Annotated in this window: 29 protein-coding genes; 18 read left to right on the top strand and 11 right to left on the bottom strand. The window is 70.2% G+C overall.

Annotation, left to right across the window (positions count from 1 at the left end):
* Nucleotides 1-185: 185 nt before the first annotated feature.
* Together BUE43_RS35575 and BUE43_RS06015 are read right to left on the bottom strand one after the other, a co-directional pair.
* Nucleotides 186-320 carry a hypothetical protein gene (locus tag BUE43_RS35575; RefSeq protein ID WP_268844411.1) on the bottom strand — a complete coding sequence of 45 codons (135 nt, stop codon included), beginning with the start codon at nt 318-320 and terminating at the stop codon, nt 186-188.
* A 27-nt stretch (nt 321-347) separates the two neighbouring features.
* Nucleotides 348-1,058, bottom strand: a complete 711-nt coding sequence (locus BUE43_RS06015; RefSeq protein WP_073480412.1) for a TetR/AcrR family transcriptional regulator — start codon at nt 1,056-1,058, stop codon at nt 348-350.
* Nucleotides 1,059-1,162: 104 nt separating this feature from the next.
* Here BUE43_RS06015 and BUE43_RS06010 point away from each other — a divergent pair, with 104 nt between their 5' ends.
* A complete protein-coding gene (locus BUE43_RS06010) occupies nt 1,163-2,104 on the top strand; it encodes a quinone oxidoreductase family protein (protein WP_073480411.1) in 942 nt (313 codons plus the stop codon).
* A gap of 40 nt (nt 2,105-2,144) precedes the next feature.
* On the opposite strand, the gene BUE43_RS06005 is transcribed toward BUE43_RS06010, so the two are convergent.
* Nucleotides 2,145-3,083 (bottom strand): amidohydrolase family protein, encoded by a 939-nt coding sequence (locus BUE43_RS06005; protein WP_073480410.1) that lies wholly within the window; start codon nt 3,081-3,083, stop codon nt 2,145-2,147.
* Between the two features lie 261 nt (nt 3,084-3,344).
* Between BUE43_RS06005 and BUE43_RS06000 the strand changes: the two genes are divergently transcribed.
* The 3 genes from BUE43_RS06000 to BUE43_RS05990 all read left to right on the top strand — a co-directional run bounded on the left by BUE43_RS06000 (nt 3,345) and on the right by BUE43_RS05990 (nt 6,179).
* Entirely contained in the window at nt 3,345-4,187 is an 843-nt protein-coding gene (locus tag BUE43_RS06000; protein ID WP_073480409.1) for an isocitrate lyase/PEP mutase family protein, read from the top strand.
* Nucleotides 4,188-4,381: 194 nt separating this feature from the next.
* Nucleotides 4,382-5,077, top strand: a complete 696-nt coding sequence (locus tag BUE43_RS05995) for an esterase/lipase family protein (RefSeq protein ID WP_143173987.1) — start codon at nt 4,382-4,384, stop codon at nt 5,075-5,077.
* Between the two features lie 244 nt (nt 5,078-5,321).
* Entirely contained in the window at nt 5,322-6,179 is an 858-nt protein-coding gene (locus BUE43_RS05990) for an NAD(P)H-binding protein (protein ID WP_073480407.1), read from the top strand.
* Between the two features lie 64 nt (nt 6,180-6,243).
* On the opposite strand, the gene BUE43_RS05985 is transcribed toward BUE43_RS05990, so the two are convergent.
* A complete protein-coding gene (locus tag BUE43_RS05985) occupies nt 6,244-6,645 on the bottom strand; it encodes a J domain-containing protein (RefSeq protein ID WP_073480406.1) in 402 nt (133 codons plus the stop codon).
* Between the two features lie 458 nt (nt 6,646-7,103).
* On the bottom strand, nt 7,104-7,535 hold the full coding sequence (locus BUE43_RS05980; protein WP_073480405.1) for an Hsp20/alpha crystallin family protein: 432 nt from the start codon (nt 7,533-7,535) through the stop codon (nt 7,104-7,106).
* 226 nt (nt 7,536-7,761) lie between these two features.
* Between BUE43_RS05980 and BUE43_RS05975 the strand changes: the two genes are divergently transcribed.
* Nucleotides 7,762-8,478, top strand: a complete 717-nt coding sequence (locus tag BUE43_RS05975) for a methyltransferase (RefSeq protein WP_073480921.1) — start codon at nt 7,762-7,764, stop codon at nt 8,476-8,478.
* 88 nt (nt 8,479-8,566) lie between these two features.
* Nucleotides 8,567-9,463 carry a dihydrodipicolinate synthase family protein gene (locus BUE43_RS05970; RefSeq protein WP_073480920.1) on the top strand — a complete coding sequence of 299 codons (897 nt, stop codon included), beginning with the start codon at nt 8,567-8,569 and terminating at the stop codon, nt 9,461-9,463.
* Between the two features lie 124 nt (nt 9,464-9,587).
* On the opposite strand, the gene BUE43_RS05965 is transcribed toward BUE43_RS05970, so the two are convergent.
* Nucleotides 9,588-10,589, bottom strand: coding sequence for a helix-turn-helix domain-containing protein (locus BUE43_RS05965; protein ID WP_073480404.1), 1,002 nt, complete (start codon nt 10,587-10,589; stop codon nt 9,588-9,590).
* A 70-nt stretch (nt 10,590-10,659) separates the two neighbouring features.
* Here BUE43_RS05965 and BUE43_RS33285 point away from each other — a divergent pair, with 70 nt between their 5' ends.
* On the top strand, nt 10,660-10,902 hold the full coding sequence (locus tag BUE43_RS33285; protein ID WP_143173986.1) for a hypothetical protein: 243 nt from the start codon (nt 10,660-10,662) through the stop codon (nt 10,900-10,902).
* Here BUE43_RS33285 and BUE43_RS05960 read toward each other — a convergent pair.
* Nucleotides 10,844-11,488, bottom strand: a complete 645-nt coding sequence (locus BUE43_RS05960; RefSeq protein WP_073480403.1) for a TetR/AcrR family transcriptional regulator — start codon at nt 11,486-11,488, stop codon at nt 10,844-10,846. The two genes, BUE43_RS33285 and BUE43_RS05960, sit on opposite strands and share 59 nt — an antisense overlap.
* Nucleotides 11,489-11,580: 92 nt before the next feature.
* Here BUE43_RS05960 and BUE43_RS05955 point away from each other — a divergent pair, with 92 nt between their 5' ends.
* The 3 genes from BUE43_RS05955 to BUE43_RS05945 all read left to right on the top strand — a co-directional run bounded on the left by BUE43_RS05955 (nt 11,581) and on the right by BUE43_RS05945 (nt 14,017).
* Complete coding sequence (locus tag BUE43_RS05955) at nt 11,581-12,054, top strand: nuclear transport factor 2 family protein (protein WP_073480402.1); 474 nt, start codon at nt 11,581-11,583, stop codon at nt 12,052-12,054.
* The gene (locus BUE43_RS05950; RefSeq protein ID WP_073480401.1) at nt 12,051-12,926 is read left to right on the top strand and encodes an NAD(P)H-binding protein; all 876 of its coding nucleotides are present in this window, start codon (nt 12,051-12,053) and stop codon (nt 12,924-12,926) included. The genes BUE43_RS05955 and BUE43_RS05950 overlap by 4 nt, the downstream gene beginning before the upstream one ends.
* Nucleotides 12,927-12,997: 71 nt before the next feature.
* Nucleotides 12,998-14,017 carry an SDR family oxidoreductase gene (locus BUE43_RS05945; RefSeq protein ID WP_073480400.1) on the top strand — a complete coding sequence of 340 codons (1,020 nt, stop codon included), beginning with the start codon at nt 12,998-13,000 and terminating at the stop codon, nt 14,015-14,017.
* A 117-nt stretch (nt 14,018-14,134) separates the two neighbouring features.
* Here the strand turns inward: BUE43_RS05945 and BUE43_RS05940 are convergent, their stop codons facing one another.
* The gene (locus BUE43_RS05940; RefSeq protein ID WP_073480399.1) at nt 14,135-14,482 is read right to left on the bottom strand and encodes a BP74-related protein; all 348 of its coding nucleotides are present in this window, start codon (nt 14,480-14,482) and stop codon (nt 14,135-14,137) included.
* 364 nt (nt 14,483-14,846) lie between these two features.
* On the opposite strand from BUE43_RS05940, the gene BUE43_RS05935 reads away from it, so the two are divergent.
* Together BUE43_RS05935 and BUE43_RS05930 are read left to right on the top strand one after the other, a co-directional pair.
* Entirely contained in the window at nt 14,847-15,188 is a 342-nt protein-coding gene (locus tag BUE43_RS05935; RefSeq protein ID WP_073480398.1) for a hypothetical protein, read from the top strand.
* Nucleotides 15,189-15,253: 65 nt separating this feature from the next.
* Nucleotides 15,254-15,577 (top strand): hypothetical protein, encoded by a 324-nt coding sequence (locus BUE43_RS05930; RefSeq protein WP_073480397.1) that lies wholly within the window; start codon nt 15,254-15,256, stop codon nt 15,575-15,577.
* Nucleotides 15,578-15,604: 27 nt separating this feature from the next.
* On the opposite strand, the gene BUE43_RS35905 is transcribed toward BUE43_RS05930, so the two are convergent.
* Together BUE43_RS35905 and BUE43_RS33275 are read right to left on the bottom strand one after the other, a co-directional pair.
* Nucleotides 15,605-15,898 carry an HC3 family zinc finger protein gene (locus tag BUE43_RS35905; protein WP_159447696.1) on the bottom strand — a complete coding sequence of 98 codons (294 nt, stop codon included), beginning with the start codon at nt 15,896-15,898 and terminating at the stop codon, nt 15,605-15,607.
* Nucleotides 15,899-16,354: 456 nt separating this feature from the next.
* Nucleotides 16,355-16,639, bottom strand: coding sequence for a hypothetical protein (locus BUE43_RS33275; protein ID WP_143173985.1), 285 nt, complete (start codon nt 16,637-16,639; stop codon nt 16,355-16,357).
* Between the two features lie 236 nt (nt 16,640-16,875).
* On the opposite strand from BUE43_RS33275, the gene BUE43_RS05925 reads away from it, so the two are divergent.
* The 3 genes from BUE43_RS05925 to BUE43_RS05915 all read left to right on the top strand — a co-directional run bounded on the left by BUE43_RS05925 (nt 16,876) and on the right by BUE43_RS05915 (nt 18,271).
* Nucleotides 16,876-17,733, top strand: a complete 858-nt coding sequence (locus BUE43_RS05925) for a helix-turn-helix domain-containing protein (protein WP_073480396.1) — start codon at nt 16,876-16,878, stop codon at nt 17,731-17,733.
* Nucleotides 17,734-17,745: 12 nt separating this feature from the next.
* On the top strand, nt 17,746-17,955 hold the full coding sequence (locus BUE43_RS05920) for a DUF397 domain-containing protein (RefSeq protein WP_073480395.1): 210 nt from the start codon (nt 17,746-17,748) through the stop codon (nt 17,953-17,955).
* Nucleotides 17,956-18,055: 100 nt separating this feature from the next.
* Nucleotides 18,056-18,271 (top strand): DUF397 domain-containing protein, encoded by a 216-nt coding sequence (locus BUE43_RS05915; protein ID WP_073480394.1) that lies wholly within the window; start codon nt 18,056-18,058, stop codon nt 18,269-18,271.
* A 79-nt stretch (nt 18,272-18,350) separates the two neighbouring features.
* Here the strand turns inward: BUE43_RS05915 and BUE43_RS05910 are convergent, their stop codons facing one another.
* On the bottom strand, nt 18,351-19,067 hold the full coding sequence (locus tag BUE43_RS05910; protein WP_200797391.1) for a hypothetical protein: 717 nt from the start codon (nt 19,065-19,067) through the stop codon (nt 18,351-18,353).
* A gap of 378 nt (nt 19,068-19,445) precedes the next feature.
* Here BUE43_RS05910 and BUE43_RS05905 point away from each other — a divergent pair, with 378 nt between their 5' ends.
* The 3 genes from BUE43_RS05905 to BUE43_RS05895 all read left to right on the top strand — a co-directional run bounded on the left by BUE43_RS05905 (nt 19,446) and on the right by BUE43_RS05895 (nt 20,583).
* A complete protein-coding gene (locus BUE43_RS05905) occupies nt 19,446-19,658 on the top strand; it encodes a DUF397 domain-containing protein (RefSeq protein WP_073480393.1) in 213 nt (70 codons plus the stop codon).
* Nucleotides 19,659-19,809: 151 nt separating this feature from the next.
* Nucleotides 19,810-20,025, top strand: a complete 216-nt coding sequence (locus BUE43_RS05900) for a helix-hairpin-helix domain-containing protein (RefSeq protein ID WP_073480392.1) — start codon at nt 19,810-19,812, stop codon at nt 20,023-20,025.
* Nucleotides 20,026-20,139: 114 nt separating this feature from the next.
* Nucleotides 20,140-20,583: a PE domain-containing protein gene (locus tag BUE43_RS05895; protein WP_073480391.1), complete on the top strand. Its 444-nt coding sequence runs from the start codon at nt 20,140-20,142 to the stop codon at nt 20,581-20,583.
* The last annotated feature ends 1 nt before the right edge of the window (nt 20,584 follow it).

The raw sequence follows: 20,584 nt of genomic DNA, 5'->3' as shown, positions 1-20,584 counted from the left end.
CGACGGAGGTCCCGTGCCTCCGTCAGGACAGGCAGGTGTCGCCGAAGTCTCCAGCAGTGAGCGCAGCGTCCCGGTGAACCGCTCGTACTCTGCCCGGTCGATGCGGTTGGTGATCGCGCCCGAGGTGACCATCGTGGCCTTCAGGAGGCCGGACGCGGTCAACTCGTAGGGCGGTCTCGACCGCCCTACGTGGTGAGCACGCCGAACTCCCACGTCTCCAGGCAGCGTTCCGCGTAGAACGTCCGCAGCTCGCGGTCCAGCACCCGGGCCAGTCGCTGCACCCGGCCGACGATGCCGACCGGCCACAGGTCGTCAGCCACACGCCCTTAGCTCAACGTTGGGGATTATCAAGGGCGCCGCGCTTCCCGGTCAGCTCCCCTCCCTTTCCGACCCAGCCGCCCGAGGGAGGGTTCCACCAGGCCGAAAGCACGTACGGCGGAGGCGGTGATCGCGTCGGCGACCCGCTCGTGAGCCTCGCCCGCCAGGATTCGCCGCAACGTCTCGTGGAACAGGACTCGGTGGACCGAGCCGATCAGCGCGGCGGCGGCGCGCACCGTGAGGTCGTCGTCGCCGTCCACCTCGTCGGCGAGCGCGGCGGCGAGCGCGTCCTCCTGCTGCTCGTGGATCTCCCGGAGCCGGGCGAGCAGCGCGGGACTGTCCACGATCATGCGGGCGAAGGCGGGTCCGCAGAAGCCGAGGACGGGGTCCCGTTCCGCCACTCCCGCGAGATAGGCGCGGCGGAGCGCGGCGAGGGCGGACTCGCCGGCCGGCCGCTCGGAGACGACGCGGGCAGGACGGTCGACGACCTCCTCGTACGCGTCGAGCGCGAGATCCTCCTTGCGCGGGAAGTAGTTGGTGACGGTCATCTTGGCCACGCCCGCCGCCGCAGCGACGTCCGCGATCGTGACCTCGGCGAAGCCGTGCTTGAGGAACAGCCGGGTCGCGCTGTCCGAGATCGCCTGCCGGGTCTGCCGCTTCCGCAGCTCCCGCAGCCCGGCGCCCGCGTGTCCGGTGCCTCCGTGTCCAGTGCCCGCGTGCCGGGCGCCCACAGCGGCCATCGCCCACCTCCCGAGGTCCGACCGGAGTTTAGCCTTGTCCCAAACTTAGGTCCGACCTATAGTTAGACCCGACCTAAGAACAAGACGACGAGAGGGAGGCGCCCGTGCGCCGACTGCGGCACCACGAGCACGGCGGACCCGAGGTCCTGCGGATCGAGGAGGCGCCGGTCCCGGAGCCGGGGCCGGGCGAGGTGCTGGTCCGGGTGGCGGCGGTGGGCGCGACGCTGCCGATGCTGGGCCACCTCCGGTCCGGGCCGGCCACGTCGTTGCCTTCCTGTCCGGGCGGGGAGATCGCCGGCGAGGTCGTGGCCCTCGGGCCCGACGTGCGGAAGTTCCGCGTGGGTGAGCGCGTCGCCGGCGTCGTGTTCGACGGCGCCCACGCGGAGTTCGTCGCCGCGCCGGTCGCGCTGCTCGACGCGGCGCCGGCGGACGTGCGGCCGGTGGACGCCATGGTCGTGGCCCGCAGCGGCCTGGTCGCGCTCGGCGCGCTGCGCGCGGGCCGCGTCGCCGAGGGCGAGCGCGTGCTCGTCACGGCCGCCGCCGGCGGGGTTGGGCACGTGGCCGTGCAACTGGCCAGGGCACTGGGCGCGGCCACGGTGGTCGCGGCGGTCGGGTCGCGGGACAAAGCGGACTTCGCGCGGGATCTGGGCGCCGACGAGGTGGTCTGCTACGACGACGAGGACTGGGGCGAGCCGGTCGACGTGGTGATCGACGGCGTGGGCGGCGACGTCCTGCGACGCGGGGTCGAGGCGCTGGCACCCTTCGGGCGACTGGTCTCCTACAGCGCCGCCGGCGGGCAGGTCGACGCGAACGCGCTGCGCGCGGGGATGCGCGGCGTGGTCGGCTTCGCGGTCGGCCGCCTCGCGTCCGCCCGGCCCGAGGTGGTGGAGCGGATGCGCCGCGAGCTGTGGGACTTCCACGCGGACGGGCGGCTGTGCCCGGTCGTCCACGCCGAGTTCCCCCTGGAGGAGGTGGCACGGGCCTACGCCGTCATCCAGGCCCGCGCCAACCGGGGCAAGGTCGCGCTCCGACCGTCCGTCCACTGAGGACAGTGGACGGACGGCGCGCGACGACCCGGGAGCCGGCTCAGGAAAGGCGGGGGAACAGCAGCTTCGCGTTCCCGTTGTCGATCTCGCGCCGGCGGTCGGGGTCCAACCCCTCGTAGGACGCCAACTGCTGGTCGAAGTAGGCCACGGCGGGCTCGGGCGCGAGCGGCCAGTCGCTGCCGTACAGCACGTGCCCGGGTCGGGCGAACGCGAGCAGGCTGGGCAGGGTGTCCGGCGTGCCGGACAGGGCGATGTCGAAGTAGAAGCTCCGCAGTTCCTCCAGCAGGGACGGGATTTCCCTGCCGGTCTCGAAGGAGAGCGCGAGGGCGAGGCGGTGTGCCGCGTAGGGCACGAACGCGCCCGCGTGGGCCAGCACGAACCGGATTCGGGGGAAGCGCGAGGGAATCTCCCGCCGAACCAGGTTCACCACCGCGCGGGTGGTGTCGAGCAGGAAGTCCGCGGCGACCGGCGGGATGCCCGGCACCGGCGCTCCCGGCAGGACGGCCGGGTGCACGAACACCACGGCCGAGCGCCGATCCAGTTCGGCCATCAACGGATCGAGCTCCTCGGCGCCGAGGTACGTGCCCGCGCTGTTGGCCAACAACACGACCCCGTCGGCGGACAGGTCGTCGAAGGCGTGGGCCACCGCGTCGAGAGCGCCGTCCACATCGGGCAGCGGCACGCTCGCGAAGAAACCGAACCGGTCCGGACGGTCGCGCACGAGGCCGGCGCTGAACTCGTTGACGCGGCCGGCCATCTCCCTGGCCTCGGCGTCGTCGCCCAGGTGCACACCGGGAAAGGTGACCGAGAGGATCGCCGTGGCGATCGACCGCCGGTCCATGACGTCCAGCGCCAGGTCCGCGCTCCACTCGGGCAACGGGCGCCCGCCGGAGTCGTGGATGCCGTGGCCCGCCAGCCATCGGACGTAGTCGGGCGGAAGCACGTGCTGGTGCACGTCGACACGGGCAGGATCGGTCATCGCGCTCCCTCTCCGAACACCGTCGGCGGAAGGCCCCCGGCCACACCGTCCACCCGGGAGCCGCCGATGTTGATCGACATCACAACGACCGTACTCGATCAACGACTGTCGGGTCCGACGCCGGGGACGGCGACCAGGGGGTCGGCTGTCGTCCCGTCGGCGAGTGGCGCGGTCCCCGGCGACGTCAAGCCCTCACACCAAACGAACGAATGTGGCGAATATCCGCCGGGACCCTTTCGCCCCGGCTGCTTGACTGTGCCCATGACGATCTCGCAACGTGACAAGGCCCTGCTGTTCCACGAACTGCACCGCAAGGGAGAGCCGCTGGTCCTGGCCAACGCCTGGGACGTGGCCAGCGCGCGGATCATCGAGGACGCCGGCTCGCCGGCGGTCGCCACGACCAGCGCCGGCGTCGCCTGGAGCCTGGGGATCGCCGACGGCGACCGGCTCGGCCGGGACGCCGCCGTCGACGTCGTCGCCAGGGTTGCCGCCGCCGTCAACGTTCCGGTCACCGCGGACATCGAGACCGGCTTCGGCGAGTCGCCCGAGGAACTGGCCGAGACGATCCGCCAGGTGCTCGACGCCGGCGCCATCGGCGTCAACCTGGAGGACGGCGTCTTCTCGGGATCGACCCCGCTGCGGGCGGTCGACGAGCAGGTGGAGCGCCTGCGGGCGGCGCGTCAGGCCGCGGACGCGGCCGACGTCCCCCTGTACGTCAACGCCCGCGTCGACACCTACATCCGGCAGGCCGGCGACCCCGCCACCCGGCTCCAGGAGACGCTGGACCGCGCGGCCGCGTACCTGGCGGCCGGCGCCTCCGGCATCTTCGTGCCAGCCGTGGTCGACAAGGACACGGTGAGCGCCCTGGTCAAGGGGATCGACGCGCCGCTGAACATCCTCGCCTGGCGGCCGGAGCACCCGACGGTTCCCGAGCTGGCGGAGCTGGGCGTGGCCCGCGTCAGCGTCGGTTCGGGCGTCGCCTCCGCCGCCTACGCGGTGGCCCAGCGCAGCATCAGGGAGCTGCTCTCGAAGGGCTCGTCCGCGGAGCTCGCGGGCGCCCTCGACTACGGCTACATCAACGGGCTGCTCGCCCCGAAGGCGTGAGCGACCGCCCCTTGGTCGTCGCTGTCCCGGGGGCAGTCGACCAAGGGGCGTTCCCGTCAAGCCAGTCATCGCACAACGACCCTCCAGTGTGGACAGTGCGCCGTGGTTCGACCGGGTGACAGCACCCGAGTTCTCCCCCGGGCGGCACGCGACGCGGTTACCGTTGCCGCCACGAGACCGGCCGGGAGGACACCGTGCTCCGTGCGACGCTCACCCTGGTTCTGTTGCTGGTACTGGGTTCGCCGGCCGCTCCCGCGACAGCCTCTCCCTCGGGAGCGCCGCCCCGACAGGCCGCCGAGCCCGTGATCCTGGTGCACGGGTGGCACTCCTCCGCGCAGGGCATGGCCGTGATGCGCGATCGTTTCACGGCGGCCGGTCACCCCGCCTTCGCGCTCGACCTGCCCGGCGAGGACAACGTCGTCAACGCCCGAGCGATCTCCCGCTTCGTCGACGACGTCCTCTCCCGGACCGGCGCGGCCAGAGCACACCTCGTCGGGCACAGCATGGGCGGCCTGTCCACCCGGCACTTCCTCAAGCGCATGGGCGGAACCGACCGCGTGCGCACCTACGTCTCCTTCGGCACCGGCCAGTACGGCTACCTGCCCGCCTGCCTGTTGGCCGAGGACCAGGGCGGCCAGATGTGCCCGTTCAGCGCTTTCCTCGCCGACCTCAACGCCGGTGACGACACACCAGGCGACGTCGCGTACACGACGATGCGCAGCACGCTCGACACCCCGGACACGTACCGCCTGGACGGCGGCGCGTGCTTCCACGAGATCCCGGACGTGCCGCACGCCGAGGAGCCCGACTCCCCCGAGTTCTTCGCCGCCGCGCTCAGCGCCGTGCGCGGAGTCTGCCCGGGACGCCACGTGGAGTTGCCCATCAGGTGAACACCGGGCGACGCGCCGGTTCGTTCACAGTGGACACGGATCACAGTCGACACGGAACACATGGACACGGAACACATGGACACGGAACACAGTGGACGGAGCCCCGGCTCGTTCCCGCGCTCTGTTCGCTCCCGGCGGAGTTGACTTCAACTTCGGTGCAGGTTTTACGTTCGCTTCCGTCGCCGGAACAGCCCGGCGGCAGGGGCCGGCACGACCGGCACGACCAGAGATGGGGGAATCTCCGATGTCGCAGCAGAAGGTGATCCTGGTGACCGGCGCGACCGGCAACGTCGGGAGTCAGGTCGTCGCGCAGCTGCGCGGACTGGACGTCACAGTGCGCGCGCTGACCCGCGATCCCGCGGCCACCGACCTGCCCGAGGACGTGGAGGTCGTGGGCGGCGACCTCGCCGACCCCTCGACCCTGGAGGCGGCCGTGGCCGGCGTCGACGCCGTGTTCCTCGTGTGGCCGTTCTTCAGCACCGAGGCCGCGCCCGCGGCGCTGGACGTGATCGGCCGGCACGCGCGCCGTGTCGTCTACCTGTCGGCGGCCGGGGTGCGGGACGACGGCGAGCCGGAGAGCGGCGGAATCCAGTTCCACGCCGAGATGGAGACGCTGCTCAGGCGGTCCGGACTGGAGTGGACGTTCCTGCGGGCTGGCGGCTTCGCGACCAACGCCCTGATCTGGGCGGACCAGATCAGGGCGGGCGACGTCGTGCGCTGGCCCTACGGCGCGGCGGCCCGGTCGCTGATCCACGAGGCGGACATCGCGGCGGTGGCCGTGCGCGCCCTGACCGAGGACGGCCACCACGGGGCCCGGTACCACCTGACCGGCCCGGAGCTGCTGACCCAGGTCGAGCAGGTGGAGGCCGTCGGGGCGGCGCTCGGCCGCCCGGTGCGCTGGGAGGAGCTGAGCCGGGAGGACGCGCGCGAGCACCTGCTGGGCCTCGGCTGGCCGGCGGCGTTCGCGGACGGCGCGCTGGACGCGTGGGCCGCGCTGGTGGCGAACCCGGAAGAGGTGACGTCCACTGTGGAGGATGTGACCGGTGTCCCTGCCCGGACCTTCCGCCAGTGGGCGGCCGACCGCGCCGACGACTTCCGCTGAGCGGCCGCTTTTCCCGCCGCGCCAACCAGAAGTCAGAGCGCTCGACGGGCCGCCACGGCCGGTGTCACGGGCGCCAGAGCCAGCGGAACAGGTCCGCGAGGTCGACGAGCGGAGGAGGTTCGCCGACCTCGCGGAACCTGGCTGGCGGGGCGGAATCGTGGCGCCGGACGGGTCCCGCCCGCAGGGGTGGCTCCGAGATCGAGAACTGACCGACGTCCACCGCCCCGCCTGATTGAGCCGAGCGTTGCTGGTCGTGCTGCGCGCGACGCGCCGGGTCCCGGAGGACCGCGTACGCGGCCACCACCTCACCCAACGACGTCCCGCCGGCGGTGTCGGCGTCCCCGCTGTCAGGATGGTGTTGCCGCACCAGGGAACGGTAGGCATGGGCGATCTCCTGCTGGGAAGCCGTTGTCGGCACACCCAGCACCTCGTAGGGATCGCGTCCGTCGACCGGTTCCCCGATCATCTCGGATCATCTCGCCCCGTCCGTACCGCGCCCGGCGTCGCCGGGATGTCCTGGGACCAGTGCGGAGATCTTCCGCGTCGCGCTGCCCGGGTGGCCCGCGATGATCAACGGTGGCCGCAGCGGCGCCGCCTGGAAAGCGCCGCGCGGGTTTCCGGGGCACCTCGCCCGGGTCCGCTGTGAGGGAAGAACGCGGACCACCCGGGCAGCCGGTGTCGCACGTGCGTCGCTCCGCCGATCAACCACCTCCCTCCACCCGCTCCGGCCGTGTCTCCCGAGCAGCGGGTCAACCCGCCGCGATGTCGGTGTTCGGGCCGGATCTGCTTCTCAGTCACTGCCGCCGCCCCCGAGACCGGAGTCGGCGACGGCGCCCCGGGGCGTGGCGGAAACCGTGGCGGGAGCGCCACGAGGAGCGCGCCAACGCCCCGGGACCCGGTGTTCGGTCGTGGAGGCGGCGCCGGTCAGGCGCTGATCTCCTTGGGGGAGGTCTCGCCCCGGGTGATGGCGATCTTGCGTGGCCGCGCCCGTTCGGCGATCGGAATCCGCAGGGTCAGCACGCCCGCGTCGTAGACGGCGTCGATGTGCTCGGTGTCGAGGTTGTCCCCGAGGAAGAGCTGTCGGCTGTAAACGCCGCGGGGACGCTCGGCCACCACCAGCTCGGAATCCGGCACCGCCGGCCCCTTGCGCTCGGCCCGGACGGTCAGGACGTTGCGCTCGACGTCCAGGTCCACCGAGTCCGGGTCGACGCCCGGCAGGTCGAAGTGGACCAGGAACTGGTCGCCCTCGCGGTAGGCGTCCATCGGCATCGCCACGGGACGCGTCCGGCTGCCGTTGTCCAGGAGATGTTGGGTGAGCCGGTCCAGCTCACGGAACGGATCGGTCCGCATCAGCATCGCGGGTCTCCTCCTTCCACCTCGGCGTCTCCCGCTCGCAGGTGCTCCTTGAACCAACCCGGAGACGTGACCACGGCCACGACTCCGCCCCGACAAACGCGGACGTCGGGCGTCGTGTTCCCTTCTTCGTCCCCCGTTCGGGTGAATCTGGGGGGCTGATCCCGGGCACTTCCCCGGAACGGAGGAGATCGGCGGCCGGGGCGCGGGGGCGGCTAGGGTGCGGCCCATGCGCGAGCATGGCGAGCCACCGGCCCCCTCGGGCTACACGCCCCGGCTCCCCGCGGCGGAGATCGAGCGCGTCCGGCGCTGGCACGAGGACGCCTACCGGTTCCGGAAGGCGCTCGGGGAGCAGACCACCGACTACCTCGGCCTCACCCTGGTCGTCCCGCCCGAGGTCCAGCCGATCACCCCGGTGTCGTTCCTGCTCGGTGAGGCCGTCCTCGCCGAGGTCCGCGAGGAGGACCGCGTGCTCGACATGGGCACGGGCAGCGGTGTCAACGCCATCCTCGCCGCCAGGACGGCAGCCGAGGTGGTGGCGGTCGACATCAACCCGCACGCCCTGGAGGCGGCCCGCCGCAACGCGGAACGCAACGGGGTCGCCGAGCGCGTCGAGGTGCGCCACAGCGACGTCTTCGCCGCCGTCGACGGCCGGTTCGACCTGATCGTCTTCGACCCGCCGTTCCGCTGGTTCGCCCCGCGCGACCTGGCCGAGCGGGCCACCACCGACGAGAACTACCGGGCGATGACGGAGTTCTTCCGCCAGGCGCGGCGGCGCCTGACCGACCGGGGCCGGATGTTGGTGTTCTTCGGCAGCACCGGCGACCTGGCCTACCTGACGCGACTGGCGGACGAGGAGGGCTTCGGCCGGGAGGTCGTGGCGCGCCTGGACGCGACCAGGGACGACTGGCCGGTCGAGTACCTCACCTTCCGCCTGACGCCCTGACCAGCCCTGACCAGCCCTGACCAGCCACGATCGCCGGACGACCGGCCGGCTGGTGGCGCACGAGGGGGAAATCTGGAAGAACACGGGCATGACGCTCTTCCAGGGCCTCTCGGCCTTCCCGATCACCCCGTCGGCTCCGGACGGCAAGGTCCTCACCGACGACCTGCGGGCGCTGGTCCGGCGGTTGGTCGACGCGGGGGTCGACTCCGTCGGGCTGCTCGGCAGCACCGGCACCTCCCCCTACCTCGACCGCGACCAGCGCGCCGCGGCCGTCCGGGCCGGGGTCGAGGAGGCGGCCGGCCGGGTGCCGGTGATGGTGGGGATCGGCGCGCTCAGCACGCAGGAGGTGCTGCGGTTGGCGCACGACGCCCAGGAAGCCGGGGCCGACGCGGTGCTGCTGGCTCCGATCAGCTATGTGCCGCTGACCGAACAGGAGGTGTACACCCACTACGAGACCGTCGCCGGCGCGCTCGACATTCCGCTGTGCGTCTACAACAACCCCGCGTACACCCACTTCACCTTCAGCAGCAAGCTGATCGCCCGCCTCAGCGAGGTGCCGCGCATCGCGGCGGTGAAGAACCCCGCGCCCGCGGGCGACGCCGCCGTCAAGACCCATCTCGCGGGTCTGCGCGCCCAGGTCACGGCCGGGTTCTCCTGCGGGTACGCCATTGACTGGCTGTGCGCCGAGGCGATGTTGGCCGGAGCCGACGCGTGGTACTCCGTCCTCAGTGGACTCTTCCCCGACGTCGTCGTGCCGATCGCCCGCGCGGCGCGGGCCGGGGACCACGCGACCGCCCGCGAGCACCACGCGCGCCTGCAACCGCTGTGGGAGTTGCTCCTCGAACTGGGCAGCCTGCGCGTCGTCTACGCCGCCGCGAACCAGCTCGGCATCACCACCGCACAGCCCCCGCTGCCGCTTCTTCCCCTCGCCGAGGCTGATCGGCAGCGGGTGGCTCGTACCGTCGAAACCCTCGGCCTCGCCTGAGAAAGCTCGTTTCCGGTCGTTCGCTTCCCGGTGATCTTCCTCGGCCTGGCGTCGAGCGGTTCCGGTTCCACCCGGGACCGCTCGACGTCCGAACCGGGCGAACGACCATGTGCAGCGGTCCGGATCACCGTGCCGCCGCGTGCGCGGCGACCGCCTCCCCCGCGTGGAAGGACCTGCGGTACGCGGAAGGCGCGAGCCCCATCGCCCTGACGAAGTGATGGCGGAAGGTGACCGCGGTGTCGAACCCCACCGCGGTCGCGATCTCCTCGACGGAGGCGGACGTGGTCTCCAGCAGGGGCAGGCTGGCCTGCACGCGCTGCGCGATCAGCCACCGCACGGGCGTGGTGCCCGTGGCGCGGGTGAAGTGGCGCAGGTAGCTCCGCGCCGACATCGTCGCCCGCGCGGCGAGCTGGTCCAGGGTGATCGGCTGGTTGAGGTTCTCCAACGCCCAGGCCATGCTGCGGGAGATCCGGTCGTCCTCGGGGTCGACCCCGATCGGCGCCTCGACGAACTGGGCCTGTCCCCCCTCCCGGTGGGGTGGGACCACCAGCCGGCGCGCGACCGCGTTGGCGATCGCCGCGCCGTGGTCCTTGCGCACCAGGTGCAGGCACAGATCCATCCCGGCGGAGCACCCGGCGCTGGTGAGCACGTCCCCGCTGTCGACGTAGAGCGGAGCCGGGTCGACCTCCACGCTGGGGTACCGCGCGCGCAGGAGATCGGCGTAGCGCCAGTGCGTGGTCGCGACCCGCCCGTCGAGCAGACCGGCCTCGGCGACCGGAAACGCCCCCGTGCAGATCGAGACGATTCGGGCGCCGGCCTCGTGCGCCTTCCGCAGCACGGCGACCACCCGGGGAGACGGCGCCGTGCGCGGGTCGCGGACGCTGGGGATCACGACCGTCTGGGCTTCGGCCAGCTCCTCCAGCCCGTGCGGGGTGCTGAGCGTCGCCCCGCCGATCACCCGCACCGGCTCGGGGCGCTCGGTGCAGATCTTGAGGTCGTACCAGGGCACATCGATGTCGGGCCAGCGCAGGCCGAAGACCTCGGTCACGATCCCGCTCTCGTAGCCGGTCATGCCGTCGTAGGCGAGAACGGCGACGGTGTGGCCCGCGGTCCCGTCAGCGGTCATGGCGATATCTTAGCGATACGTGTCATCCACGCCAGTGGTCCGCGCGCCCGTCGCCGCCGACCATGGCCCCATGCCGAACACTCCCGCACTGATCAAGGCATTTCTCCGACTGTGCAAGGACTTCGCCTACGGCGTGCACGCCGGGCACGCGATCAGGCACGGCATCAAGCCGGGCCGCCCGCGCGAATCCGAGGCCGAGGCGCGGGACGACCGCCCCGCTCCCACTCTGTCCGTTGTGGACAGTGACGAGGCGTTCAGGAAGCCCCGTCGCCTTCCCGCGATGCGCCCGGCGGTGCGGCGGACACCATGCTGACCAGGGCGTCGGCCAGGTTCTCCAGGTAGTCCGGCGTGACGGGGACGTGCCGGCCCCGAAGCCGCCAGTAGAGCGGAGCGGCGATCAGGTCGAGCACGACCTCGCGGTCCAGGTCGGCTCGGACGTCGCCCCGCGCGACGCCCCGGTCCAGCAACGCCGCGCCCCGGAGGCGCCGGGGCTCGCCGACGTGTTTCGCCAGCGCGTCCGCCAACGCGGGGGTGCGGACCGCCTCCGCGAGCAGATCCGGGAGCACACTGCGGAACCGGGGGTGGTCCAGCCAGTCCAGGACCGCCCGCAGCGTCGCCAGGAGGTCATCGCGCAGCGACCCGGTGTCCGGAACATCGGCCAGCGGCACGCTCAACCGGGACACCACGTCCACGACCATGTCCTGTTTGGACGGCCAACGCCGGTAGAGCGCGCTCTTGCCGACACCGGCACGCCGGGCCACGGCGTCCATCGACAACCGGCCGTACCCGTGCTCGGCCAGCTCGTCGAGCACGGCCTCCGCGATCGACTCGGTCAGCTCCGGTCGGAGAACGGCGGCCCCGGTCGGAGTCCGGCGCGGCGTGGGTCGGTCGGCACTCATGCCCGAATTCTAACGAGTGGACGGGACGGTACCGTCCGGCGTACCGTGGTCGGGACGGAACCGTCCCGTCCACCCCTGCCAAGGAGCGCACCGTGTCCGACCACCTCAGCGTCGACGCCCGTCGCCGGCGCGCGCACAGCACGGTTGACGAGGCACTGCGGTTGTTGCTGGCCAAGGACATGGCCGGCTTCGCGGGCCTGTGGGCGCCGAACGGGACCATGGAGTTCCCGTTCGCGCCGGCCGGCCGCCCCCGGCGGCTCGACGGCGCCGCGGCGGTGCGGGAGTACCTGCGGAACTACACCGACCACCTCGACGTGCACGCGGTCACCGCGCAGACGCGACACGAGACCCAGAATCCCGACGTACTGGTCGTGGAGTTCACTGTGGACGGTGTGGCGGTGCGGACCGGCCGGCCCTACCAGCTCAGCTACGTCGCCGTGGTCGAGGTGGGCGCGGAGGGGATCGTCTCCTACCGGGACTACTGGAACCCGCTCGCCGCCGCCGAGGCCCTGGGCGGGCTGGACGAGCTGGTCGGCGGCACGACGACCGGCGAGGTGCGGCGATGAGCACCCGGGTCCTGGTCACCGGGGCGTCCGGCAACACCGGCCGGCCCCTCGTCCGGCTCCTGCGTGAGCAGGGCGCGTGGGTGCGCGCCGCGACTCGACACGCGGCGTCACCGGAGGCCGACGAGCACGTGCGGTTCGACTGGACCGATTCGTCCACCCACGAGTCGGCCCTCCGTGACGTCGACCGGATCTACCTCGTCGCACCCGTCGGCGTCGCCGAGCCGGAACCCCTGGTTCAGCCCTTCCTCGCGCTGGCCCGACGTGCCGGGGTGCGTCGGGTCGTGGTGTTGAGCTCCTCCGCGATCCGCGACGGCGATCCGGGCATGGGCCGGCTGAACCACCTGGCGCGCACGATGTTTCCGGAGTGGACGGTACTGCGCCCCTCGTGGTTCATGCAGAACTTCGTCGGGGACCACCCCGTCGCCCACGGAATCCGCGCCGAGAACCAGATCGTCACCGCGACCGGGGACGGCAGGGTCGGCTTCGTGGACGCCGCCGACATCGCGGCGGTCGCGGTGCGGGCACTGCTCGACGAAGTGCCGCACAACACCGAGCATCTGATCACCGGGCCGGAGGCGCTGAGCTACACCGAGGTCGCCGCCCTGGCCACCGAGCTGACGGGCCGCGAGGTCCGGCACCTGAGCGTGTCCACTATGGACTTCGCGGACCGGCTCGTGGCGGCCGGTTACCCCGCCGAGTTCGCCAGCGTGCTGGCCGGTCTGGACGAGGAGATCCGGCAGGGCTCGGAGGACCGGACGACCGACACGGTCCTGCGGGTCACGGGCCGCACCCCACGATCCCTGCGCGCCTTCCTCACCGACCACCTCCCGGCCCTCCACCCCGGAGAGAGGGGTGGTGTTTCACGAACCTGAACCGGGGAACCCGGGCACTGCCGGGCGGCAGTCACGGCACGCTGGGTAGTGGACGAGACGAGCGAGGCTCCATGAGCGGAACGAGGAAGCCGCGCGTCGTCGTGGTGACCGGCGCGAGCGCGGGCGTCGGACGCGCGACGGCCAGGGAGTTCGCCGAGCGGGGCGACCACGTCGCCCTGCTCGCGCGCGGGCAACACGGCCTGGAGGCCGCGGCCGACGACGTGACGGCCGCCGGCAGCCGAGCGCTGGTCGTTCCCGTCGACATGGCCGACCACCAGGCCGTGGCCGACGCCGCAGCGCGGGTGGAGGAGGAGCTCGGCCCAATCGACGTGTGGGTCAACAACGCCTTCAGTACCGTCTTCGCGCCGTTCACCCAGATCACGCCCGACGAGTTCCGGCGCGTCACCGAGGTGACCTACCTCGGGTTCGTCAACGGCACGCGCGCCGCGCTCGACCACATGCTGCCGCGCGGCCACGGCACGATCGTCCAGGTCGGCTCGGCACTCGCCTACCGCGGAATCCCGCTCCAGTCGGCCTACTGCGGCGCCAAGCACGCCATCCAGGGCTTCACCGAATCCCTGCGCTGCGAGCTCCTGCACGACGGCATGGACGTGCACGTGACGATGGTGCAGCTACCGGCGGTCAACACTCCCCAGTTCGACTGGGCACGCACCCGCATGCCGCAGAAGGCCCAGCCCGTCCCCCCGATCTACCAACCCGAGGTGGCGGCCAGGGCGGTCGTGCACGCCGCGAACCACCCGCGCCGGCGGGAGTACTGGGTGGGGTCCAGCACGGTGGGCACCCTGCTCGGCGACAAGTTCATCCCCGGCCTGCTCGACCGGTACCTGGCCAGGACGGGATACCGCTCGCAACAGGACGACAAGCCGGAGGCGCCCAACCGCCCGGCGAACCTGTGGAATCCCCTGGACGACGGGCAGGGCCGCGACTACGGCGCGCACGGCCGGTTCGACCCCCTGGCCAAGAACCGCAGCCCACAGCTGTGGCTCTCCCAGCACCACCGCACTCTCCTGGCCGGGGCGGCAGCCGTGCTCATCGGCGTGGCCTGCGGCCTGCGTTCCGCCCGCCGCTGAAACGCCGAGAACACCGCCCCGACGACTGGCTTTCGCCAGTCCGGGCCGGTGTTCTCGTGCGAGCCCCCGTCAACCCGGGGAAACCGGGACCTCCAGGCGTGGTCGCCGCGACCGCCGTCAGGAGGAGGGCTTGACCTCGCGGGTCAGCCGCGAATCCCACGGGCACCAGTGGCCACCGGGAAGGAACGCGCCGCCAGCCTCGTCCAGGTGATCATCGACGTACTGCATGTTGGCGTCGCACACCTCGATCGCCACCTCGAAGAACTGGATGGTGTCCGGGTCGAGGTGGTAGTCCCAGTGCGGGTTGTAGGGCTTCTTGGTCTTCTTGATCCTGCCGTGGACGTGGATCCGGTCCTTCTCCTCGCCCGACAGGATTCGCCTCGCGTGGGCGATCTTCTCCTCGTCGGTCAGCTCGAAGACGAACTCCTGCCCCCGCTGTTGCGTGAACGCGAAATACGCCGGCATGGCTCTGCGACCTCCATCGTTTTCCTCCGGACGGACGGCAGCGAAGCTATCGACATGATCAACTAGGCGGCAACTACCTGAACGTATGACACCCGTCTCACTGACCGTCACAGTTGCCCCGGAGTCCTTGCCCTCCCCTTACGCCATCAGGTGGGGAGGCTGACCAGCGCCGTCGCAGGTATGTCATTTCCCTTGACTTGTGACCGTGACCGTGAAATCTGTTCGGGACGAAGGTGTCCCGCTCCGCCGAGGAAGCTGGAGAACACACTCGCCCCCACCCCCTTCCGGTCGCACCCTCCAGACCCCCTCGGGGACGGAACACCCAGGTCACGGCCACTCGATCGCCAACACCGAAGGAGTAGCGATGAAGAGGGCGAAGAGGGCTCTGGGAGCCACCGCACTGGCACTCGGCCTCGTGCTCGGCTCCACCGGTTTCGCCACCGCGGAAACTCCCACCACCACGCAGTCGGACTGGTACGACTGCTCCACGGGCGAGGAAACGCCACGCAAGAGGATCAGGGAAAACGGCACCACCATCATTCTTGCCCACAACTGCACCGACAGGCCGCTCAGACGCAACGCCTACGTCCGCGACAAGATTCGCCGCTACCTCGGCTGCAAGACGATCCCGCCGCACCAGACCGTGAAATGGGAGACCCGCAGGAGTCTTCCGGGATACGGAATTGACGAGTGCACGAACGACTGAGACAGCGGAACTTGGCTCGCACGACCCGCCACACCGCTCTGGACCTCAGACCGTCAGGAGCAACGATGAAGAGGACTCTGGCAGCAGCCGTCCTGGCACTCGGCCTCGCGCTCTCCACCACCAGCGTCGCCACCGCGACGCCCCCCGAGGTCACGGCCGACGACAAGTTCGACTGTTCCAAGGGCGACCCGGCCCCGTTCACAAAGCGCTGGACCGTCCACAAGCTCATCATCCGAGTCCACAACTGCACGGACAAGCCCCTCCGACGCAACCCGTACGTCCTCTACGAAGGGCGCCGCAAGCACCTCGGCTGCAGGACCATCGCACCCCACGACACCGAGCAGTGGTGGACGCGGGACGGCATGCGAATCGGGCTCACCCCCTGTTAGGCCAACCAGGGAGTAGAACGCCGTCCGCTAACAACGGCGGTAGCCCTCCCGACAGGGCGGCCGGTCGCCGTAGGCGTGCAGGGTCGCCCGGCGTTCCCGGGCAGCCCACTCTCGACGGGTAGCACACTCCCCAACCAGCACATGGCAAACGTCGCACTCCGGCCACAGCCACTCCGGCCCTTCCAGAGGATAGGTCGCGACGGGCACGGAGAGCCGGCAGAAGAGAGTGACCACGTCGCCGTCCGAGCGCTTCGCGCCCGGGTAGGCGTGCCGCCGGCCGTCGTGCGGTAGCCAGGTGTGGCCAGGAAAGTCAAGAGACACAGCGAATCTCCACTGTGGACGAGAAGCGAGGAGGCGGCGGGGCCGAGGGAGATGCGCGGGGGAAGCGCTCCCTCCAGCCCCGCCGCCCCGGGGACCCAGCGCGGACCGAGGGGACGCTCAACTCCGCACTGGGGGAATGGAAGGCCGATCAGGCAACGCCCTGTTCCGGGCTGCCACCATCGTCCGGTGTGGACAGACGAACCTCGACCTCACAGAGTCTTCTGGCTTTCCCACCAGGCTTACTCGCGGCGACGTGCACCGTGACCAACCACCGCTGCCCAGGAGCGACCAAGTCGGGCTCCCGGACGAAGAACTCCCGAATCAGAGCCCTGGCGTAGACCTCAGGACCACCACGGCAGAAGTAGAACCAGTCGTCGTCGAGAGATTCCCTGCCACGCAGGACACGACAGCCACTTTCGATGAGGTAGTACTGAACCAGGTGCCGGCGCGGGGGAATCACGACGCACGCTCACCTTCTGCCACGTTGATGCGCCGCAGCCTGACGAGCGCGTCGTCAATCCGCCGCAGCGTTTCCGTTGACGCATCAGCAAGTTGCCGCCTGATCCGCGCGAGCCGCCGCGACGCACGCGGCCGCCGCACGTCTCCACGCCGCAAGAGATCAGCCACGGACAAGCCACCACCACGCGCCCCTAGCGCATGACGTGGCGACGAGGACGAAGGTTCGGCCAGGACCAGGCCGCCGAAGAGCGTGACGAATCCACCGATGACGAGGGGAACCACGGGATCGCCTCCCGGTAGGACGGTTGGCGTGCTGTGAGGTCAGGGGAGTCGCTGCTGGTTGGCGGATCACCATCTCCGCCGGTGATCTCCAGCCGACGACAGACAGAATCGGGGAAGATTGTCTGCCAGGCAAGGTCCACCACGCGAAAACTTTCTTGACTACCCGATCGGATGACGTTCGTCCTCGCCGCCGGCCTCGTAGGCTCCACGGGACAGTCCAGGCCAAGGAGGGCGAGTTGCCAGAGGACTTCAGGGCGGGAGTACGCCTCCGCCGAGTCGGCCGCGAACTTCGGAAGTGGCGAAACCGCGCGGGTCTGACGCTCGCCGACGCGGCGAAGGCGGTCCGCTGGTCATCCTCGAAGCTCAGCAAGATCGAGACAGCGTCCCAGCCGATCCAAGGCGTCGACGTCCTCGCGATCGCCCTGGGCTACGGCGTCCCGGAAGACGAGCGCAACCAGCTCTACCACGCCGCCCTCACGGCCCAGGACCCCGGCTGGTGGCAGGAGTACGACGACGTTCTGTTCAAAGCCGCACAGGACCTCGCCGAACTGGAGTCGGAAGCATCCCTTGTCCGGAGCTTCCATGCCCAACTCATACCTGGTCTCTTCCAGACGAAGTCCTACTTCGGCGCACTCGCCCATGCGTGGATTCCACCCGCCTCGGAAGAGGCCGTACGTCAGCGCGCCGAGGCGCGGTCCACCCGCCAGGAGCGGTTGTACGGCAACAACCCTCTGGTCGTAGAGGCGGTCATCTGGGAACCCGTCCTGCGTCAGGTTGTCGGAGGTCCCGCGGTGATGACCGAGCAGCTCGATCACCTGCTTGCACTCACGGAGATGGCGAACGTGACAGTCCAGGTGCTGCCAGCTCTCGGTGCCTACCCAGCCATGGGGTCCACCTTCGACGTGCTGTCCTTTGGCCAAGACCACTACGACGACGTCGTGTACCTGGAGACCCTCACGCATGGCATGTACGTAGAGGAGGTACACGACGTCGAGCTGTATAGGCTGAACTTTGCCGGATTGCAGGAAGCCTCGCTCGACGCTCAGGCGTCGACCAAGCTGATTGCGGAGATCGCAGGCAACATGCAGCACTGACAAGGAGAGCCCATGCGCACCGCCGACTTGTCACACGCCAAGTGGCGCAAGAGCAGTCGCAGCAACGGGGGCGGCGGCGCCTGTGTCGAGATCGCCGCCACCAAGAGTGTGGCGGGCATCCGCGACTCCAAGGACCCGGCCGGTCCGGCTCTCGTCGTCACATCGACCGCGTTCGCCGCGCTCGTGGACGCGGTGAAGACTGGCCGGCTCGACCTGAGCTGACCAACACAGCCGAGGGCGAGGGCCGACCAGCAGCGCTCCCGGTAGAAGAGAACTCACCCGCTGGACCAAGTGATCAACCATCAGTCCTAGGAGAGTGCCTATGCTTGCGCCCGATCTCACCCTGTCCGCTCCATGGCGCAAGTCATCTCGGAGCAACAACGGTGCCCATAACTGTGTTGAGGTTGCGGGGATCACCGGACACAGTGCCGCAGTTCGCGACTCCAAGAACCCGACCGGCGCGGCACTCGTCTTCACGCCGGCCGCGTTCGCCGCGTTCGTGGACGCGGTGAAGACTGGCCAGCTCGACCCGAGCTGACCCAACACAGCCGAGGGCGAGGGTCGACCAAGCGGCCCTCGCCCTCTTACAGAGCGGAACCCACGTTCTGAAGGGCCGATCAGCTGACCATGCCGACCTTCTTCGCGAGGCCGTGAAGGCGGTCCCGCGTCCGGCCCGCCGCGTTCATCATCTCGCCCACCATCTGGCGCGCGTACCCGTTGAACTGGATGGTTTCCGGCGCGGCGTCATACGCCTGGTCAAGCAGGGTCATCACGGCCTCATGCTCGCGTCGCTCGTGGTAGGCCCGTGCGACCTCAATGAGGTGTCGAGCCCGACGAGGGCGGGACGGAATGGCTGCCGGGTCGACGGCCGTTCCCTGCCGAGCCGCTTCCCCAGCCTGGCGTAGCTCGACGTGGATCGTCACGGCGTGCACTCGCATGATGCCCGCCGAGAACGAGGTCATCGGTTGGTAGTAGCCGGCGGGAAGCCGTCGGGCGGCCTGGTCCGCCTGGTCGAGAAAGCTCAGCGCGACTCCTTGGTCGCCCACGCGCGCGGCCGTGTACGCCGCATCGGCCTGGAGGGACCCCCACATCCCCAGCAGCTCGGGCGACCCCTCCGGGAGCAGCGGATCGAGAAGCCGAAGAGCACGGTCCGTCACTTCCTGTGCCTGCTCCCATTCGTCGGCGTCCCGGTGCGCCTGCGCCAAGGACCAGGCGGACATCGCAATCACACGAGGGTCCTCCGCCTCGTACGCCGCCGCCATCGCCCGCTCAACCGCTCGCCACAACAAACTCGCCGCCGGCTGGTAGGCGACGTAGAACGTCACCAGGTTCATGACCTCAGCGAGAAGCGCATACGCCTCACGCCGTTCCCGGGGCTCCAACGCACCTCGGACCGCCACCTGCGCATCCCTGATCAGCCCCGGGAGCAACTCGCGGTCTCGACCGCCTTCAACCAGCTTTTGGACTTTCCCAGGAGACCGGCGAGGACAGCCCTGGTCTTCCCCGAGCGCTGGCGATGGTACTGAGTTCGCTTGCCGACCGGTAGTTCTGGGGAACTCGGTGGGGTTCTGCGTGGCACCGTCCCGATGGCTCGGCGTCTCCACCGCTCAGGGTAGACAGGCAGGAACAATCTGCATCAGGCCCTGCGAACCCCCTTCCCTACTCAGTAACCTGAGCCAAGGCCAGGACCGTGCGACGCGAAGGAGGCACGTATGTATCCCGATCTCACCCTGTCCGGTCCATGGCGCAAGTCGTCTCGGAGCAACAACGGTGCCAACAACTGTGTTGAGGTTGCGGGGATCATGGGATGCAGTGCCGCCGTGCGCGACTCCAAGAACCCAACCGGCCCGGCACTCATCTTCCCGCCAGCAGCGTTCACCGCGCTCGTGACTGCCGTGAAGACCGGACGGCTCAACCTAAGCTGACCCAACACAACTGAAGACGAGGGTCCTCGCCCTCGCCTTCCTGTGACAGTTGCGGCCTCCACTGTGATGTTGTCCGACAAGAGTGTCTGTGCCCCTGGCTAGGCTCGCCGCGGTGTGAAGAACACGGGCTGGCCGCCAGGAAGGGGCACTCATGCCACCTCAGGACTCCCCGGTGCCGACGGAGTATCCGCAGTCGATCGGCAGGACCGCTCGTCGCGTGCTCGCCCTGAACGGCTACACGCGATACGACCAGCTCACCACCGTGACGACCGCCGAGCTGCTGAAGATCCACGGCGTCGGCCCCAAGGCAGTCCGGATCCTCCGCGAGGAGCTGGCCTCGCGAGGACTCAACTTCGCCGACTCCTGAACGCCGAGGTCGCGCGCCAGGCTCCGCGGTCACGCCCAGTTCCGGGAAGCCCTGATCACTCCCCCACCCGTGCGGCAAGATACGTGTACCGCACACGTTTGGGAGGGACGACCCATGGGTGAGATGGTCAGCGGCTTCTGGTCAGCCGCTGGTGACGCGGTGGCGAGAGCAGGAGCCACCATCGCCGGTCAGGCGGCCAACGCCGCCCGAGCGGTCAACAGCGGTGCAGGCGGTGGCGGGGGCGCCGCAGGCAACCACTTCGCGGTCCAGGCAGACAAGATCCCCGATCTCATCGCTGAACTGCGGCACGCCAAGGACAATCTGGCCGATGCCGCAGAGTTGGCGCAGAGCTCGGCGAAGATCGCCCCCATGGGCATGGACCCTTTCAGCCCATCAGCCGCAGAACGCATGGGGCCCAAGCTGGTTAACAACTACCTCGCTGCGAACAGGCGCCAGCAGGAGGACATCCAGCGTATGATCGACAGCCTCGAGGCCGCCAAGAAGACCTACGAGAACACTGAGGCTGCCAACAGTGCCGCGCTGAGGAAGCAGAGCTGAC

The organism is Streptoalloteichus hindustanus (assembly GCF_900129375.1).
In the GTDB taxonomy this organism is placed as follows: domain Bacteria; phylum Actinomycetota; class Actinomycetes; order Mycobacteriales; family Pseudonocardiaceae; genus Streptoalloteichus; species Streptoalloteichus hindustanus.
Note: the sequence above shows the minus strand (reverse complement) of the source record. Positions and strands in the feature narration are given on the sequence as shown.

What these genes read in the sequence shown, in the direction of transcription:
- BUE43_RS05965 (WP_073480404.1), bottom strand. Translation starts at nt 10,589, where the DNA reads ATGACCGCTGACGGGACCGCGGGCCACACCGTCGCCGTTCTCGCCTAC.
- BUE43_RS05975 (WP_073480921.1), top strand. Translation starts at nt 7,762, where the DNA reads ATGCGCGAGCATGGCGAGCCACCGGCCCCCTCGGGCTACACGCCCCGG.
- BUE43_RS05900 (WP_073480392.1), top strand. Translation starts at nt 19,810, where the DNA reads ATGCCACCTCAGGACTCCCCGGTGCCGACGGAGTATCCGCAGTCGATC.
- BUE43_RS05895 (WP_073480391.1), top strand. Translation starts at nt 20,140, where the DNA reads ATGGGTGAGATGGTCAGCGGCTTCTGGTCAGCCGCTGGTGACGCGGTG.
- BUE43_RS05915 (WP_073480394.1), top strand. Translation starts at nt 18,056, where the DNA reads ATGCTTGCGCCCGATCTCACCCTGTCCGCTCCATGGCGCAAGTCATCT.
- BUE43_RS05920 (WP_073480395.1), top strand. Translation starts at nt 17,746, where the DNA reads ATGCGCACCGCCGACTTGTCACACGCCAAGTGGCGCAAGAGCAGTCGC.
- BUE43_RS05930 (WP_073480397.1), top strand. Translation starts at nt 15,254, where the DNA reads ATGAAGAGGACTCTGGCAGCAGCCGTCCTGGCACTCGGCCTCGCGCTC.
- BUE43_RS05910 (WP_200797391.1), bottom strand. Translation starts at nt 19,067, where the DNA reads ATGAACCTGGTGACGTTCTACGTCGCCTACCAGCCGGCGGCGAGTTTG.
- BUE43_RS05940 (WP_073480399.1), bottom strand. Translation starts at nt 14,482, where the DNA reads ATGCCGGCGTATTTCGCGTTCACGCAACAGCGGGGGCAGGAGTTCGTC.
- BUE43_RS05985 (WP_073480406.1), bottom strand. Translation starts at nt 6,645, where the DNA reads ATGATCGGGGAACCGGTCGACGGACGCGATCCCTACGAGGTGCTGGGT.
- BUE43_RS05980 (WP_073480405.1), bottom strand. Translation starts at nt 7,535, where the DNA reads ATGCTGATGCGGACCGATCCGTTCCGTGAGCTGGACCGGCTCACCCAA.
- BUE43_RS05970 (WP_073480920.1), top strand. Translation starts at nt 8,567, where the DNA reads ATGACGCTCTTCCAGGGCCTCTCGGCCTTCCCGATCACCCCGTCGGCT.
- BUE43_RS05935 (WP_073480398.1), top strand. Translation starts at nt 14,847, where the DNA reads ATGAAGAGGGCGAAGAGGGCTCTGGGAGCCACCGCACTGGCACTCGGC.
- BUE43_RS06015 (WP_073480412.1), bottom strand. Translation starts at nt 1,058, where the DNA reads ATGGCCGCTGTGGGCGCCCGGCACGCGGGCACTGGACACGGAGGCACC.
- BUE43_RS05905 (WP_073480393.1), top strand. Translation starts at nt 19,446, where the DNA reads ATGTATCCCGATCTCACCCTGTCCGGTCCATGGCGCAAGTCGTCTCGG.
- BUE43_RS33285 (WP_143173986.1), top strand. Translation starts at nt 10,660, where the DNA reads ATGCCGAACACTCCCGCACTGATCAAGGCATTTCTCCGACTGTGCAAG.
- BUE43_RS06000 (WP_073480409.1), top strand. Translation starts at nt 3,345, where the DNA reads ATGACGATCTCGCAACGTGACAAGGCCCTGCTGTTCCACGAACTGCAC.
- BUE43_RS05945 (WP_073480400.1), top strand. Translation starts at nt 12,998, where the DNA reads ATGAGCGGAACGAGGAAGCCGCGCGTCGTCGTGGTGACCGGCGCGAGC.
- BUE43_RS05990 (WP_073480407.1), top strand. Translation starts at nt 5,322, where the DNA reads ATGTCGCAGCAGAAGGTGATCCTGGTGACCGGCGCGACCGGCAACGTC.
- BUE43_RS06005 (WP_073480410.1), bottom strand. Translation starts at nt 3,083, where the DNA reads ATGACCGATCCTGCCCGTGTCGACGTGCACCAGCACGTGCTTCCGCCC.
- BUE43_RS05950 (WP_073480401.1), top strand. Translation starts at nt 12,051, where the DNA reads ATGAGCACCCGGGTCCTGGTCACCGGGGCGTCCGGCAACACCGGCCGG.
- BUE43_RS05960 (WP_073480403.1), bottom strand. Translation starts at nt 11,488, where the DNA reads ATGAGTGCCGACCGACCCACGCCGCGCCGGACTCCGACCGGGGCCGCC.